This is a genomic window from Aurantiacibacter zhengii (assembly GCF_003584125.1).
GTDB lineage: Bacteria > Pseudomonadota > Alphaproteobacteria > Sphingomonadales > Sphingomonadaceae > Alteraurantiacibacter > Alteraurantiacibacter zhengii.
This window is the reverse complement of the sequence record NZ_QXFL01000014.1, coordinates 1-15,469: the sequence shown is the minus strand read 5'-3', so window position 1 is coordinate 15,469 and position 15,469 is coordinate 1. Positions and strand designations below refer to the sequence as shown.

9 protein-coding genes and 2 pseudogenes are annotated in these 15,469 nt (G+C 60.8%); 4 read left to right on the top strand and 7 right to left on the bottom strand.

Going from position 1 to position 15,469, the window contains the following annotated elements; genetic code table 11:
* Nucleotides 1–14: 14 nt before the first annotated feature.
* The 6 genes from bktB to D2V07_RS17400 are packed head-to-tail and all read right to left on the bottom strand — an operon-like array spanning nucleotide 15 to nucleotide 8,684.
* Nucleotides 15–1,202, bottom strand: a complete 1,188-nt coding sequence (gene bktB / locus D2V07_RS17425) for a beta-ketothiolase BktB (protein ID WP_119588183.1) — start codon at nucleotides 1,200–1,202, stop codon at nucleotides 15–17.
* A 1-nt stretch (nucleotide 1,203) separates the two neighbouring features.
* A complete protein-coding gene (locus D2V07_RS17420; RefSeq protein WP_119588182.1) occupies nucleotides 1,204–2,133 on the bottom strand; it encodes an electron transfer flavoprotein subunit alpha/FixB family protein in 930 nt (309 codons plus the stop codon).
* Nucleotides 2,133–2,879, bottom strand: coding sequence for an electron transfer flavoprotein subunit beta/FixA family protein (locus D2V07_RS17415; protein WP_119588181.1), 747 nt, complete (start codon nucleotides 2,877–2,879; stop codon nucleotides 2,133–2,135). The genes D2V07_RS17420 and D2V07_RS17415 overlap by 1 nt, the downstream gene beginning before the upstream one ends.
* Before the next feature lie 17 nt (nucleotides 2,880–2,896).
* Nucleotides 2,897–4,906 (bottom strand): acetyl-CoA carboxylase biotin carboxylase subunit, encoded by a 2,010-nt coding sequence (locus D2V07_RS17410; RefSeq protein WP_119588180.1) that lies wholly within the window; start codon nucleotides 4,904–4,906, stop codon nucleotides 2,897–2,899.
* Nucleotides 4,907–4,908: 2 nt separating this feature from the next.
* The gene (gene scpA / locus D2V07_RS17405) at nucleotides 4,909–7,155 is read right to left on the bottom strand and encodes a methylmalonyl-CoA mutase (RefSeq protein WP_119588179.1); all 2,247 of its coding nucleotides are present in this window, start codon (nucleotides 7,153–7,155) and stop codon (nucleotides 4,909–4,911) included.
* Nucleotides 7,152–8,684 carry an acyl-CoA carboxylase subunit beta gene (locus D2V07_RS17400; protein ID WP_119588178.1) on the bottom strand — a complete coding sequence of 511 codons (1,533 nt, stop codon included), beginning with the start codon at nucleotides 8,682–8,684 and terminating at the stop codon, nucleotides 7,152–7,154. Before D2V07_RS17400 ends, scpA begins: the two co-directional genes overlap by 4 nt.
* Before the next feature lie 112 nt (nucleotides 8,685–8,796).
* On the opposite strand from D2V07_RS17400, the gene D2V07_RS17395 reads away from it, so the two are divergent.
* Together D2V07_RS17395 and D2V07_RS17390 are read left to right on the top strand one after the other, a co-directional pair.
* Nucleotides 8,797–10,230: a helix-turn-helix domain-containing protein gene (locus tag D2V07_RS17395; RefSeq protein ID WP_119588177.1), complete on the top strand. Its 1,434-nt coding sequence runs from the start codon at nucleotides 8,797–8,799 to the stop codon at nucleotides 10,228–10,230.
* Nucleotides 10,231–10,472: 242 nt separating this feature from the next.
* Nucleotides 10,473–11,529 (top strand): annotated as a pseudogene (locus tag D2V07_RS17390) (IS3 family transposase); the annotation flags it as partial.
* A gap of 584 nt (nucleotides 11,530–12,113) precedes the next feature.
* On the opposite strand, the gene D2V07_RS17385 reads toward D2V07_RS17390, so the two are convergent.
* On the bottom strand, nucleotides 12,114–12,992 hold the full coding sequence (locus D2V07_RS17385) for a LysR family transcriptional regulator (RefSeq protein ID WP_233548501.1): 879 nt from the start codon (nucleotides 12,990–12,992) through the stop codon (nucleotides 12,114–12,116).
* Nucleotides 12,993–13,123: 131 nt separating this feature from the next.
* Between D2V07_RS17385 and D2V07_RS17380 the strand changes: the two genes are divergently transcribed.
* Together D2V07_RS17380 and D2V07_RS17375 are read left to right on the top strand one after the other, a co-directional pair.
* The gene (locus tag D2V07_RS17380; RefSeq protein ID WP_119588194.1) at nucleotides 13,124–14,299 is read left to right on the top strand and encodes an acyl-CoA dehydrogenase; all 1,176 of its coding nucleotides are present in this window, start codon (nucleotides 13,124–13,126) and stop codon (nucleotides 14,297–14,299) included.
* A 165-nt stretch (nucleotides 14,300–14,464) separates the two neighbouring features.
* A pseudogene (locus D2V07_RS17375) lies at nucleotides 14,465–15,389 on the top strand (IS3 family transposase); the annotation flags it as partial.
* Nucleotides 15,390–15,469 lie beyond the last annotated feature (80 nt).

Genomic DNA, 15,469 nt, shown 5'->3' with positions numbered 1-15,469 from the left:
TGTTTGCAAGCGCCTCAGGCGCAGTTATCAATGACCATGGCTATGCCCTGCCCGCCGCCAATACACATGGTAATGAGGCCATAGCGCTTGCCCGACCGCTGGAGTTCATAAGCACATTTGACGGCTAGAATCGTACCTGTGGCGCCAATCGGATGACCAAGCGATATGCCCGACCCGTTGGGATTGGTCTTGGTCGGATCGAAGCCCAGTTCCTTCGCGACCCCGCAAGCCTGGGCCGCGAAGGCCTCGTTGCTCTCGATCACATCGATTTGCTCAAGCGTCAGCCCGGCCCGATCAAGCGCAATTGGCACGGCCTTTACCGGTCCAAGACCCATCACATCGGGCTCGACGCCCGCGTGGCCCCAGCCAAGGATCTTCGCCAGCGGCTTCGCGCCGGTCTCTTTAACCACCTTGCCAGTTGCAAGCACGACGGCGGCAGCACCATCGTTGATGCCTGAAGCATTGCCTGCGGTAACCGAGCCGTCCTTCTTGAAGGCGGCACGCAGAACGCCGAGCGTTTCCATGCTGGTGCTCGGCTTCACGTGCTCGTCGGTGTCGAACACGGTGATCCCCTTGCGGGTCCTTATCTCGACTGGCACGATCTGGTCCTTGAAGTAGTCAGCCTTGATGGCCTTCGCGGCGCGGGCATGGCTCTCCACTGCCAGTGCATCCTGATCCTCGCGGCTAATCGCGCAGCGTTCGGCTACGTTCTCGGCGGTGATGCCCATGTGCACTTCGTCGAACGGGTCGGTCAGCGCGCCTAGCATGGCGTCGAGCATGGCGATATCGCCCAGCTTCTGGCCATGGCGAGCCTTCAGCATGTGATGCGGCGCGTTGGACATGCTTTCAGCGCCCGCGCCAACGGCCACCTCGGCTTCGCCCAGTGCCAACGTCTGCGCTGCCGAGACGATCGCCTGCAGGCCCGAGCCGCACAGCCGGTTCACCGTCATCGCCGGTGCCTCCACCGGCACGCCCGCCTTCACCGCGGCGACACGCGCAACATAGGCGTCGGACGGCTGGCTGGGAATCACGTTGCCAAGGACGACATGCTGCACCTGGTCAGCCGCGAGGCCCGAGCGCGCGATGGCTTCGCGGATCGCGATCTCGCCCAGCTCCGCCGGACGCAAGCTGGCAAGCGAGCCACCGAAGCCACCGATGGCTGTGCGTGCCGCACCAACGATGTAGATATCAGTCTTGCTCATCTCAAAGTTTCTCCACCAGCTCGGGCACGGCGTTGAACAGGTCTGCCACAAGGCCGATGTCCGCCACCTGGAAGATGGGGGCGTCGGGGTCCTTGTTGATGGCGACGATGACCTTGGAGTCCTTCATCCCGGCAAGGTGCTGGATCGCGCCCGAGATGCCGATGGCGATGTAGACTTCAGGCGCCACGATCTTGCCGGTCTGGCCGACCTGGTAATCGTTGGGCACGTAGCCTGCGTCCACCGCAGCGCGGCTGGCGCCGATGGCGGCGCCCAGCTTGTCCGCCAGCGGAGTGATATACTGCTCGAACGTCTCGCCGTCCTTCAGCGCGCGGCCGCCCGATACGACGATGCCTGCGCTGGTGAGTTCGGGACGTTCGCTCTCGACCGCGTCCAGCTTCACGAACTGCGAGAGACCGGCATCGCCGGGGCCGCTCACAGTTTCGGTGCCGGCGCTGCCGCCGGTGGCCTCGGCCTTGTCGAAGGCCGTGGTGCGCACGGTGATCACCAGCTTGGGATCGCTCGATTCGACCGTGGCGATGGCGTTGCCGGCATAGATCGGGCGAGTGAAGGTTTTGGGGCCTTCCACGCTGATGATGTCGCTCACCTGCATCACGTCGAGCAGCGCGGCAACGCGCGGCAGCACGTTCTTGCCCGTGGTGGTGGCAGGGGCCAGCACCGCATCGTAGCCTGTGTCATCTTTGGCCATCAGCCCGGCGATCAGCGGGGCGAGGTTCTCGGCAAGGCCGTTGGCATAGGCGGCGTCGTCCGCCACCAGCACTTTCTCGACCCCGGCTATGGCAGCGTGCGCATCGCCAGCGGCGGTGGTCAGCACGTGCACCGGGCCGCCAAGCGCGGCAGCGGCGGTAACGGTGGCGAGGGTGGCATCGGCAACAGCGTCGCCGTGGGGTTCAGCAAATACGAGCGTCGTCATCAGATGGCTCCCAGGGCTTTGAGCTTCGCGACCAGCGCGTCCACGTCTTCGACGATCTCGCCAGCCTGGCGGACCGGCGGTTCGGAGACGTTGGTGGTGGTGAGGCGCGGGGCCACGTCGACGCCGTAGTCGGCGGGCGTCTTGGTATCGAGCGGCTTCTTCTTCGCCTTCATGATGTTGGGCAGCGAGGCATAGCGCGGCTCGTTCAGGCGAAGGTCGGTGGTGACGATGGCGGGCAGCGTCAGCTTCACCGTCTCGAGACCGCCGTCCACTTCGCGGGTGACGGACACACCGTCGCCGTCAATCTCCACCTTGCTGGCGAAAGTGCCCTGCGGGCGTTCCATCAGCGCGGCGAGCATCTGGCCGGTCTGGTTGCTGTCGTCGTCGATCGCCTGCTTGCCCAGCATCACGATGCCCGGCTCTTCATCGGCGGCGATGGCCTTCAGGATCTTGGCAACCGCGAGCGGCTCGACAGCCTCATCGGTCTCGACCAGGATCGCGCGGTCCGCACCCATGGCAAGCGCGGTGCGCAGCGTTTCCTGTGCCTTGGCCGGGCCGATGGAGACAGCGATCACTTCCTCGGCCTTGCCCGCTTCCTTCAATCGCAGGGCTTCTTCCACCGCGATCTCGTCGAACGGATTCATGCTCATCTTGACGTTCGCAAGATCTACGCCGGAACCGTCGCTCTTCACGCGCGGCTTCACGTTGTAATCAATCACCCGCTTCACGGGCACGAGAATTTTCATGGCAGGTATTTCCCTCCTTACTCCAGTTCGAGGATCACCGCATCGACCACCAGCGTTTCGCCTTCTTCGGCGTTGATGCTGGCGACTGTGCCGCTTTTCTCGGCGCGCAGGATGTTTTCCATCTTCATGGCTTCCACGGTGGCGAGCGGCTGGCCGGTTTCCACCTGTTCCCCCTCGCCCACGTGCAGCTTCACTAAGAGGCCGGGCATCGGGCACAGGAGCATCTTCGACGTGTCCGGCGGCTGCTTCTCGATCATGTGCCCGGCGTGTTCGGCCAGCCGCGCTGGCAGCGCGCGCACGGTGTAGGTGCGGCCATGGGTGTTGATTGCCCAGTTCGGTCGCTGGCGCGTGACGCTAAGGCCCAGCGTCGGACCATCGGGCTGCGTGGCGGTAGCGGTGCGCTGCCCCGGTTGCCAGTCGCAGTGCCCTTCTACCTTGTGGCCGTCGACCATGGCATGGCCATCACCCAGTGTGACCGTATGGTCCACGCCATCGACGCGCACGATCCACGCGGGTGTGACAGGCAGGGGGCCGTCCAGTTGCCCGCTGATCTGCCGCTGGCGCGCATGGTGGGTGAACTCGACGCCCGCCCCGATGGCCGCGATCACGCGACGGCGTTCCTCGTTCGTGGCCGCGCCTTCGAAGCCTTCGGGGTATTCCTCGGCAATGAAGCCCGTGGTGAGTTCGCCCGAACGGAAGCGCGGGTGCTGCATCAGCGCGGAGAGGAAGTCGACATTGTGGCCAAGGCCTTCCAGTTCGACAGCGTCCAGCGCCGCGATCTGCAGGTCTGCCGCCTCGTCGCGCGTCTTCCCCCATGTCACCAGCTTGGCGATCATCGGATCGTAGAAGATCGACACCTCGCCGCCTTCCTGCACGCCGGAATCGAAGCGCACACCGTCCACGCCGCGCAGGTCGCCCGCCCAGGGTTCGACCGGGGTTGAATAGCGCACCAGTCGCCCGGTGCTGGGCAGGAAGCCGCGATAGGGGTCTTCGGCGTAGATGCGGTTCTCGATCGCCCATCCGTCGATTCCAATATCGTCCTGGCTCATCGGCAGCTTCTCGCCGGCTGCGACGCGGATCATGTATTCGACAAGGTCGATCCCGGTGATGGCTTCGGTGACTGGGTGCTCCACCTGCAGGCGGGTGTTCATTTCGAGGAAGTAGAAGCTCTCGCCGGTCGGGTCCGCCCCGCTGACGATCAGTTCCACCGTGCCTGCCGAATGATAGCCAACGGCCTTGCTGAGCGCGACGGCCTGTTCGCCCATCTTGCGGCGCATCTCTGGCGTCACGAAGGGAGATGGCGCTTCCTCCACCACCTTCTGGTGGCGGCGCTGGATGCTGCATTCACGCTCGTTCAGGTAAAGCACCGTGCCGTGCTTATCGCCCAGCACCTGGATCTCGATATGGCGCGGGTCCTCGATGAACTTCTCGATGAACACGCGGTCATCGCCGAAGGAGTTGAGGCCCTCACGCTTGGTCGCCTCGAAGCCTTCCTCAACGTCCTTGTCGTTCCACGCGAGGCGCATACCCTTGCCGCCGCCGCCCGCGCTGGCCTTCATCATCACCGGGTAGCCGATCTCGTTGGAGACCTTCAGCGCCTCTTCGGTGGTGTCGATGGCATCCTCGGAGCCGGGCACGGTGTTGACGCCCGCTTCCTTCGCCAGTTTCTTGCTCTCGATCTTGTCACCCATGGCGGCAATCGCGCTGGCGGGCGGGCCGATGAAGGCGATGTTTTCCGCTTCCAGCGCCTCCACGAAACTGGCGCGCTCCGACAGGAAGCCATAGCCCGGATGCACCGCCTCGGCGCCGGTCTGCTTGCAGGCGGCAATGATCTTGTCGGCAAGCAGGTAGCTCTCATTGGCGGGCGGCGGGCCGATATGCACGGCCTCGTCCGCCATCTGCACAAAGGGCGCGCGCGCATCGGCATCGGAATAGACCGCGACGGTCTCGATACCCATGGCCTTCGCCGTCTTGATGACCCGGCACGCGATTTCGCCGCGGTTGGCGATGAGGATTTTCTTGAACATGATTACTCCGCCGCCTCCATCTCTTCGCCCGCAGGCGGCATGTTGTGGCCGAGCAGGCGCAGCACGTCGGCGGCCGCTTCCACAACGTTGGTGCCGGGACCGTAGATACCTTGGACACCTGCCTTCTTCAGGAAGTCATAGTCCTGCGGCGGGATTACGCCGCCAGCGACCACCTTGATATCGGCGCGGCCTGCGTCCTTGAGTTGTTGCACGAGTTCGGGGATCAGCGTCTTGTGACCTGCCGCGAGCGATGATGCGCCCACGGCGTCGACGTCATGTTCCAAGGCCATCTTCGCCGTTTCCTCGGGCGTCTGGAACAGCGGACCGCTGATCACCTCGAACCCCATGTCGGCAAAGGCGGATGCGATTACGTTAGCCCCGCGGTCGTGCCCGTCCTGGCCCATCTTGGCGACGAGGATACGCGGCTTATGGTCGAGGCGGCGGGCCACGGCCTCCACCCCTTCCACCACTTGTGCATAGCGCGCATCGCCTTCGTAGGCGCTGGAATAGACGCCCTTCACCGGTGTCGGGATCGTATCGTAGCGACCGAAGGCTTTTTCCATCGCGGCGGAGATTTCGCCCAGCGTCGCGTCGGCACGCGCAGCTTCCACGGCGAGAGCCAGCAGGTTCGTCTCGCTGTCGGCGGCCAGCTTCTCGAGCTGTGAGGGCGGCAGTGGCACGCCCTTGTCGTCGCGGCCATCCTTCAGCAGCGCCTCGTTTTCTGCCCGGTTCACCTGTGCGCCGCGCGTCAGGTTGGCCAGCGCGACCTTCACCTGCTCCTCGTCTCGATTGCGGCGGACCTTCTCGATGCGGGCGACCTGCGAGGCGCGGACCTTGTGGTTGTCGATATCCAGCGTATCGATCGGGTCTTCCTCGGCCTTGCGGTACTTGTTGACGCCGACGATCACTGTCTCGCCCTTGTCGACCTTGGCCTGCTTCTCGGCAGCGGCGGATTCGATGGCCGCCTTGGGCGCGCCGCTGGCGACGTAGGCGGTCATGCCACCTGCAGCGTCCACTTCGGCCAGCAGTTCGCGGGCCTTGTCGGCGATCTCCTTGGTCAGCGCCTCAATATAGTAGCTGCCACCCAGCGGATCGGCGACGTTGGTGATGCCTGTCTCTTCCTGGATCACCAGCTGCGTGTTGCGCGCGATACGGGCAGAGAAGTCAGTCGGCAGCGCGATCGCTTCGTCCAGCGCATTGGTGTGAAGCGACTGCGTGCCGCCCAGCACGGCGGACAGCGCTTCCAGCGTGGTGCGGATCACGTTGTTGTAGGGGTCCTGCTCTTGCAACGACACGCCCGAGGTCTGGCAGTGGGTGCGCAGCATCTTGGACTTTGCGTTCTTCGCACCCAGCTCGGTCATGACATCGTGCCACAGCAGGCGCGCGGCGCGCATCTTGGCGATCTCCATGAAGAAGTTCATGCCGATGCCCCAGAAGAACGACAGGCGCGGCGCGAAGGCGTCGATGTCGAGCCCTGTCTCCATCGCGCGCTTGGCGTATTCCTTGCCGTCGGCAATGGTGAAGGCCAGTTCCTGCACCGCCGTCGCACCTGCCTCGTGCATGTGATAGCCGCTGATCGAGATCGAGTTGAAGCGCGGCATGTGCTGCGAGGTATAGGCGATGATGTCCGACACGATCCGCATCGAGGGCTCTGGCGGATAGATGTAGGTGTTGCGGACCATGAACTCCTTCAGGATGTCGTTCTGGATGGTGCCGCTGAGCTTTTCCTGGCTTACGCCCTGCCGCTCTGCGGCCACGATGTAGAACGCCATCACCGGGATCACCGCGCCGTTCATCGTCATCGAGACGCTCATTTCGTCCAAGGGAATCTGGTCGAACAGGATCTCCATGTCGCGCACGGTATCGATGGCGACGCCCGCCTTGCCCACGTCGCCGCGGACGCGCGGATGGTCCGAATCGTAACCGCGATGGGTGGCCAGGTCGAAAGCGACCGAAAGCCCCTTCTGACCCATCGCCAGGTTACGGCGGTAGAAGGCGTTCGATTCCTCAGCCGTCGAAAAGCCCGCATACTGCCGGATCGTCCACGGTCGGCCCGTGTACATGCTGGCATAGGGCCCGCGCGTGTAGGGCGCAAAGCCGGGCAGGCCGGGGTCCAACCCTTCGGCATCTTCCGCCGTGTACAGCGGCTGCACGTCGATCCCCTCCGGCGTGCGCCACGTCAGATCGCGGCCCGCGACTTCCTTGTCGGCCTTTGCTTGCCAGTCGGCTTTGGTCGGTTTGTCAGTCATAGCGGCAAATTATCGTGCTTTTTCCACGGGTTCTCGAGTTTCTTGCCCGCCAGCTTGCGCAGGCCCAGCGCGATGCGGCGGCGGGTCGAGTGCGGGTAGATCACCTCGTCGATGTAGCCGCGCGATGCCGCGACGAAGGGGTTGGCGAAGCGGTCTTCGTATTCCTTCGTCTTCTCGGCGATCTTCTCGGGGTTGTCGCGGTCCTGCCGGAAGATGATCTCCACCGCGCCCTTCGCGCCCATCACGGCGATCTCGGCGGTGGGCCAGGCGTAGTTGAGATCACCGCGCAAGTGCTTCGATGCCATCACGTCGTAGGCACCGCCATAGGCCTTGCGGGTGATCACGGTGATCTTGGGCACGGTCGCCTCGGCATAGGCGAACAGCAGCTTCGCCCCGTGCTTGATGATGCCGTTGTGCTCCTGGCTGGTGCCGGGAAGGAAGCCGGGCACGTCCACGAAGGTCACGATCGGAATACTGAAGGCGTCGCAGAACCGCACGAAGCGCGCGGCCTTGCGGCTGGCGTCGATATCCAGCACGCCAGCGAGCACCATCGGCTGGTTGGCGACGAAGCCCACGGGCTTGCCCTCGATGCGGCCGAAGCCGGTGATGATGTTCGCGCCGTGCTTGGGCTGGATCTCGAAGAAGTTGCTGTCGTCGACAACCTTACGGATCAGCTCGTGCATGTCGTAGGGCATGTTGGAGCTGGCCGGGATCAGCGTGTCGAGGCTGTCCTCCACGCGGTCCCACGGATCGTCTGTGGGCAGTTCGGGCAGCGGATCGCGGTTGCTCTCGGGTACGAAGCCGATCAGCTCGCGCGCGGCCAGCAGCGCCTCGATATCGTTCTCCAGCGCGAGGTCGGCAACGCTAGTCTTGGTGGTGTGCACCACCGCCCCGCCCAGGTCTTCCTGCGTGACTTCCTCGTTGGTGACGGTCTTCACCACGTCCGGCCCGGTCACGAACATGTAGGAACTGTCCTTCACCATGAAGATGAAGTCGGTCATCGCCGGCGAGTACACCGCCCCGCCCGCGCACGGCCCCATGATGAGACTGAGCTGCGGCACGACACCGCTGGCAAGGACGTTCTTCTGGAACACCTCGGCATAGCCGCCAAGACTGGCCACACCTTCCTGGATGCGCGCGCCGCCGCTGTCGTTGAGGCCGATGACAGGCGCACCGACCTTCATGGCGTTGTCCATCACCTTGCAGATCTTCTCTGCGTGCCGCTTCGACAGACTGCCGCCGAACACGGTGAAGTCCTGGCTGAAGACGTAGACCAGTCGCCCGTTGATGGTGCCGCTGCCAGTCACCACCCCGTCGCCCGGTATCTTCTGGTCCTGCATCCCGAAATCGACGCAGTCGTGCTCGACGTAGGTATAGAGTTCCTCGAAGCTGCCTTCGTCCAGCAGCACATCCAGCCGTTCGCGCGCGGTCAGCTTGCCCTTGGCGTGCTGGGCGTCGATGCGCTTCTGGCCTCCGCCCATGCGGGCGGCTTCACGGCGGCGTTCCATTTCGGCGATATTGGCGGACATTTGAAGCCTGAAAAACTGGTGGCAGGCTCAACTGACTGGGGTAGCTCATAAGATCAGTCCAATGTTAATTTGCAAAATTGCAAAACCAAATTTTGCAAAGTAGGGCCCCCCTATGACCCGCAGACCAAGAATTTTCGCTGGCACGCAGCTTCGTGCCTTGAGGGACAGATGGAAGTTGCAGCAGACCGAGCTGGCAAACCTTTTGTCGATCAGTTCTTCATACCTGAGCCAGCTCGAGCATGACGATCGCCCCCTGACTTCTAGGCTTGCAGAGAAGCTGGCGACCCTATTCCCGATCGACTGGCAAGAGTTTAAGCTTGATGAAACTGAACATGTCGCAGATGCGCTGCGCGAAGCATTAGGAGACCCTATTTTCGCAAACAGCATGGAGCCCACTTCTCTGACGAAGCTCGCCGAACAACAGCCAGAGTTCGCGCGCCGTTTTGTGGAGATGCATGAAATCTATCGGCGAACGAGCCAACGCCTTGAGATTGTCGATGAGGCAATCGCCGCCGATGGACAGGCTGGCTCGAGATTGCCTTGGGAAGAGGTGCGTGACTGGTTCCACCTTTCCAACAACTACGTAGATAACCTGGATAGATCGGCGGAGGACCTAGCGAATTCGATGTTCTACGAATTCGGCCACGTCAGCGGCGCATCAATGCGCAAACATCTTTTGGAAATGCACAGCGTGCGCGTGATCCTGGAGCAAACAGAAACGCTGCGCCACTTCGACCCAAGAACACGAACATTGACTATCAATGCAGGCCAGCCTCCATCAGGAATACGTTTCCAGCTCGCCTATTACATCGTCACAAGCTCGCTGAGCAAAGACATTGAACAGATCGCAAGCTCTGCAAGTCTGCGGACAGGGATAGCGCGAGAATTGTTGAGGGTTGGTCTGTCGAACTATGCCGCTGGCGCAATCCTAATGCCGTACGAGAAATTTCGGATGGCTGCGCGAGAGCATCGGCACGACGTTGATCGCTTGAGCCTTATTTTCAGGACAAGCTTCGAACAAACCTGTCACCGACTATCCACCCTCCAGCGACAGGGGGCACGAGGAATTCCTGTGTTTTTTTGCCGTGTCGATATGGCCGGAAACATAACGAAGAGGCACAGCGCGACACGCCTGCAATTCGCCCGATATGGTGGTAGCTGCCCTCTCTGGATAGTTCATGAAGCAGTTGCAATTCCCGATCGAGTCCTTGTCCAACTTGCAGAAACACCCGATGGCGTGAGGTATGTCTCCATGGCCAAGGGTCTCGTCAAGACAACAGGGCGGTTTGACCGGAATCCCAGGCGGTATGCTGTGGCGCTGGGATGCGAGGAAGATCATTCGAATGAATTTATATATGCAGATTCACTCGACTTATCAGGTCGCGGAACTGCGACACCGATAGGTGCCTCCTGTCGTATTTGCCCCCGCCCCGACTGCGACCAGCGCTCCTATCCCCCAAGCGATCAAACGCTCACTATCAATCATTTTAAACGCAATATCGTTCCTTACGACCTGACAGCCAAATCTTCACTCTGCCGCAAATGATCTTCTTTGAGCGATCAATTTTTTTCTATCTTTTCTCTTATGTTGGGTTCTGCTTTAGCGTGATTAGGCTTCCAGCGCATTCCCGATGAGGAAGCGGCGGTGGCCTACTTCTAATGGAACCGCTGGGGCGACGAATCGTATTGCGAGCACTGGGGCAGCATGAACGTTGCCACGGTCAAGAACCAAAAGCCGACGCCCTACCGCTGCCGCAATTGCCGCAAGCATTTCAGCGTTCGCACTCGCATGACTGCGCATGGGGAAGACGACGCATGAGATACCCTGCAAGCGAGAAGCTGGAGATCATCAGGCTGGTCGAGCGATCTCATCTGCCAGCGAAGAAGACCTTAGACATGCTGGGCGTTGCACGCCCCACCTTCCACCGCTGGTACGACCTCTATCAGCGCTTCGGCGAAGCTGCGCTGGAGGATAGGAAGCCAGGGCCACAGCGCGCATGGAACCGCGTGCCTGAGACCATCCAACAGAATATCGTTGATATGGCGCTGGAGCACAGCGAGCTTAGCCCAAGAGGGCTGGCCGTGCGCTTACCGATGAGCGGCGCTACTTCGTCTCTGAGGCCACGGTCTACCGCCTGCTGAAGGCGCATGATCTGATCACCAGTCCGGCCTATACCGTGATCAAGGCTGCCGATCAGTTCCATACGCAGACCACCCGGCCGAACGAGATGTGGCAGACGGACTTCACTTACTTCAAGATCATCGGTTGGGGCTGGATGTATCTATCGACGGTGCTTGATGATTACTCACGCTATATTATCGCGTGGAAGCTGTGCACGACGATGAAGGCCGAGGACGTCACCGAAACGCTCGATATGGCTCTCACCGCCTCAGGTTGCGAGCATGCTCACGTCAAGCACAGGCCAAGACTGCTATCGGACAATGGCCCAAGCTATATCGCTGAAGAGCTGGTCGATTATCTTGGCAAGACCGGCATGGATCATGTGCGCGGCGCACCCTTCCATCCCCAGACCCGGGCAAGATCGAACGCTGGCACCAGACCCTGAAGAACCGCGTCCTGTTGGAAAACTACTTCCTACCCGGCGATCTTGAGAACCAGATCAAGGCGTTCGTCGAGCATTACAACCACCAGCGCTACCACGAGAGTCTCGACAACGTCACGACTGCCGATACCTACTTCGGCAGGGCCACAGCCATCATCCAACGACGAGAAAGGATCAAACGACAAACACTTGAACGTCGGCGCCTGCTTCACCGCAAACTCGCCGCAAAAAATTACCATCAGACGAAATCCGCACTCGCAATCCTACGCCGCGAGTTGTGACTAATGTTCTGACGACGGACAATTTTTACTGATGCCCGTCCGCTTCGATCGACAGCGGCTTAGGAGCTAACACAATATCAAGGGCCTCACAAATATTTGTCTTTCCACGCATAAGTTTAAGGATGCTTTTGGCACTTGCAACATGACTTGCCGCACGAGTGGGCCGAGGCTCGTGTGGGCCAATGACAATGTTCACAGAAAACCCACGCCAGTGGACCGTGGGGCTAATCACACAGATCATGTTGCCTGGTTACCGGTTACCATGCGCGGTCCAACGAGATGCCCTCAACTCAGTATCAAGCACCTTCAATAACTCACAAATACGGCGCAGGAACTTCGCGATATTCTATCGAGCGGGAGGACCTGAGAATATTAACTACTCGCTTGTAAACCGCTATCAGTTTCGCGTCGGGCGCGGCCTCGCCAACTTCAACAACACAACCGTGTGTCTCGATTCGCCTCCTTCTGCGCCGGGAACGCCGAAGACTGGGCATTCTAACAAGCTGTATGGCTAGCAAGGGTTTTCAACTTCCACCGGATAGTTGTTCCGACGCTCTCCTTTCCTCTAATCACTTCTCTAGCAATCAGTCTTGCAAAGCAATTGCCGGCCTTTTATCGAATAGCGTGAGGATCTGATTGACGGCACGCGTTGGCGCATCCTTGCGACAAACCAGAACCGTCTCGAGACATTCGGAATAGTCCCCCAGTGGACGAAAGACTACACCTTTCAGCCCAAGATTGCAAAGCGACTCCGGTGCGAGCACGAGGCCGACGCCGGCGGCAGCAAGGCAGGCTGCGCTTACGAAGTCTTCGGTACTTAAAATTTCCGGCATCACGATCCCACCTGCCTTCGCCAGGCGACGAACGGAATCATTCAGCCCGACCTGTTCGCGAAATTGCGGCACAATGAAGCGCTCGCCGGACAACTCCCTCGATATGATCTCGTCTGCCTCAACAAGACGATGGGTCGACGACATGCACACCATCAGCGCCTCGGAACAGATGACCGTTGCAGTGCCGCCCGGTAGATAGGAGGGGCGCGGCCTGACCAGCGCCATGTCAAGGCTGCCAGCTTCCAGCGCGGCAAGCTGCTCAGGCGTTTCCATCAGGCGTGGCAAAACTGTCAGTTCAGGCAGTGCCGCTCGTAAGCGCGACAGGATCCTAACCAACGAGCCATTCATCGCGGCTGAGAAGACAAAGCCAATGCTAAGCGGACCACTGCTGTCGCGAGCGAGATTACGGCCCGATCGCTCAGCCCGATCCAACTGACGGAGCGTCTCTCTAGCTTCTTCCAAGAAAAGTTGTCCAACGTTGGTGGCATGGATGTTGACCTTCGCACTGCGATCAATCAATTCAACGCCGAGTTGGTCTTCGAGCCGCCGCAGACGTTTGCTCACGACTGACTGAGCAATACCCAGCACGTCAGCGGCGCGTGAGAAACTGCGCGTTTCCGAAATTGCCACGAAAGCAGCAAGACACTTTCCGTCAATCACAGGTCATTCCAATTCGCGATCACATTCGGTATTTATTGTCATTGTGCGAATGAGACAACCCGGCCATTTTGCTTAGGTAAAGGAGATTAAGCATGGCGGACATGGCAAAATTCGATTGGGAAGACCCCTTTAGGTTCGATGAGCTTCTTACCGAGGAGGAGCGGATGGTGCGCGATTCTGCGCACGGCTTTTCTCAAGGCGAGTTGCAGCCGCGCGTGATCGAGGCTTTCCGCGAGGAGAAGGACGCGCCGGAGTTGTTCGCGATGATGGGCGAGGCGGGCATGTTGGGCGTGACCTTGCCGGAGGAGTATGGTGGTGCGGGCGCTAGCTATGTCGCCTATGGGCTTGTGGCCCGCGAGATCGAACGTGTCGATTCGGGCTACCGATCGATGGCCTCGGTCCAATCCAGCCTCGTCATGTATCCGATATACGCCTATGGCTCGGAGGAGCAGAAGCGCAAATATCTGCCCGGCCTCGCGTCGGGCCAGCTGATCGGCTGCTTCGGCCTGACCGAGCCCGATGCCGGTTCCGACCCCAGCGGGATGCGCACCGTCGCCAAGCCGGATGGCGATGGATTTGTCCTTAGCGGCACCAAGACTTGGATCAGCAATGCGCCATTCTCCGACGTCCTTGTTATCTGGGCCAAATCGGAGGCGCATGGCGGTGCAATCCGGGGCTTCCTCCTCGAGAAAGGCATGGCAGGTCTTCAAACGCCCAAGATTGAAGGCAAGATCAGTCTACGCGCGTCAACCACCGGGATGATTCTGATGGACGGAGTGCGAGTCGCAGCCGATGGTTTGCTTCCCTTTACCGAAGGGTTGAATGGGCCGTTCGGATGCCTCAACCGAGCACGTTATGGCATTTCATGGGGGGCGATGGGAGCAGCGGAGTTCTGCTTCCATGCTGCGCGCCAATATGGCCTCGACCGCAAGCAATTCGGCAGACCGCTTGCTGCAACCCAGCTCTATCAGAAGAAGCTGGCGGATATGATGTGCGACATCGGCTTCGGCCTGCAAGCAAGCCTGCGCGTAGGTCGCTTGATGGAAGAAGGTCGGTTTGCGCCCGAGATGTCCTCCATGGTCAAACGCAACAATGTCGGAAAGGCGCTCAATATCGCGCGTCAGTCCCGGGATATGCTTGGCGGCAACGGTATCTCCGAAGAATATCAAGTCATCCGCCACATGGTGAACTTAGAGAGCGTCAACACTTATGAAGGCGCCCACGATATCCACGCATTGATTTTGGGTCGCGCGATCACCGATATCGCTGCGTTCTGATAGGTGCTTGGCTCACTCGCGAAAAGATATCAGAGTGGCGCGAATCCTGGTTGGCCTTTGTCTGGGCGGTGAAGGTGAAGGCCCATCTTGGCGCGGAGGTGACGTGACCCCCTGATTTCCCTCCAAGTTGGATTAGAGTCCGGCCCTGATAGAAGGACGGTCGACAAGCGGCTGCTGGCCGATGCGATGCTGGACAAGGCGGCACTGAAGGATCTCCTGGCAAAAGGTTTTGACGCCCGCCGCGAAGCGGGAAGCTGTCGCTCATCTCCAGGCGTGCCACGGGATGAGCGAACGGCGGGCGTGCCGTGTTGTCGATGCCGATCGCAAGAGCGTGCGTTACTGTTCCACGCGTAACGATGATGCCGAGCTTCGGGAGAGGCTGCGCGAGCTGGCCAACCGGCGTCGTCGGTTCGGCTATCGGCGGCTGCATATCCTGCTGCGCCGGGAGGGGATCATGATCAACCGTAAGAAGATCCAGCGCATCTACCAGGAGGAAGGCTTGGCGGTCAGGCGGCGACGCAGCCGCAAGCGTGCTGTCGGCACAAGGGCTCCTGCCCCGGTGCCGGCTCTGCCGAACCAACGCTGGAGCCTGAACTTTGTGCACGACCAGATGGCGTCGGGCAGGAGGTTCCGTGTGCTCAATGTAGTCGACGACGTGACCAGGGAGTGCCTGGCAGCGGTGCCGGACACATCGATCTCAGGCCGCCGTGTCGTGCGAGAGCTGACGGAGCTGATCAGCCAGCGTGGCAAGCCCGGCATGATCGTCAGCGATAACGGCACTGAGCTGACCTGCAATGCGGTGCTGGCATGGTGCGGGGAGATGGGCGTGGAGTGGCATTACATCGCGCCAGGCAAGCCGATGCAGAACGGCTTTTGCGAGAGCTTCAATGGTCGCATGCGCGATGAGCTGCTGAACGAGACGCTGTTCTTGAGCATGGCCCATGCCCGTGTCGAGATCGCCGCCTGGGTGGATGATTACAACCGGGAGCGACCGCACTCATCGCTTGGCTACGCAACACCGGCGGCGTTCGCCGCCGAACTGGATAAGCAATGGCCTGCTTCGCTACGCCCTACGGACTCCGCTACGTAGCCCATTGCTACAACCGCGCTTATGCGCAAAACAACCGCTCGGCTCTAATCCCAGCTGGGGGAAAGCTGGGGGTCACGTCA

What these genes read in the sequence shown, in the direction of transcription:
- bktB (WP_119588183.1), bottom strand. Translation starts at nt 1,202, where the DNA reads ATGAGCAAGACTGATATCTACATCGTTGGTGCGGCACGCACAGCCATC.
- D2V07_RS17420 (WP_119588182.1), bottom strand. Translation starts at nt 2,133, where the DNA reads ATGACGACGCTCGTATTTGCTGAACCCCACGGCGACGCTGTTGCCGAT.
- D2V07_RS17415 (WP_119588181.1), bottom strand. Translation starts at nt 2,879, where the DNA reads ATGAAAATTCTCGTGCCCGTGAAGCGGGTGATTGATTACAACGTGAAG.
- D2V07_RS17410 (WP_119588180.1), bottom strand. Translation starts at nt 4,906, where the DNA reads ATGTTCAAGAAAATCCTCATCGCCAACCGCGGCGAAATCGCGTGCCGG.
- scpA (WP_119588179.1), bottom strand. Translation starts at nt 7,155, where the DNA reads ATGACTGACAAACCGACCAAAGCCGACTGGCAAGCAAAGGCCGACAAG.
- D2V07_RS17400 (WP_119588178.1), bottom strand. Translation starts at nt 8,684, where the DNA reads ATGTCCGCCAATATCGCCGAAATGGAACGCCGCCGTGAAGCCGCCCGC.
- D2V07_RS17395 (WP_119588177.1), top strand. Translation starts at nt 8,797, where the DNA reads ATGACCCGCAGACCAAGAATTTTCGCTGGCACGCAGCTTCGTGCCTTG.
- D2V07_RS17380 (WP_119588194.1), top strand. Translation starts at nt 13,124, where the DNA reads ATGGCAAAATTCGATTGGGAAGACCCCTTTAGGTTCGATGAGCTTCTT.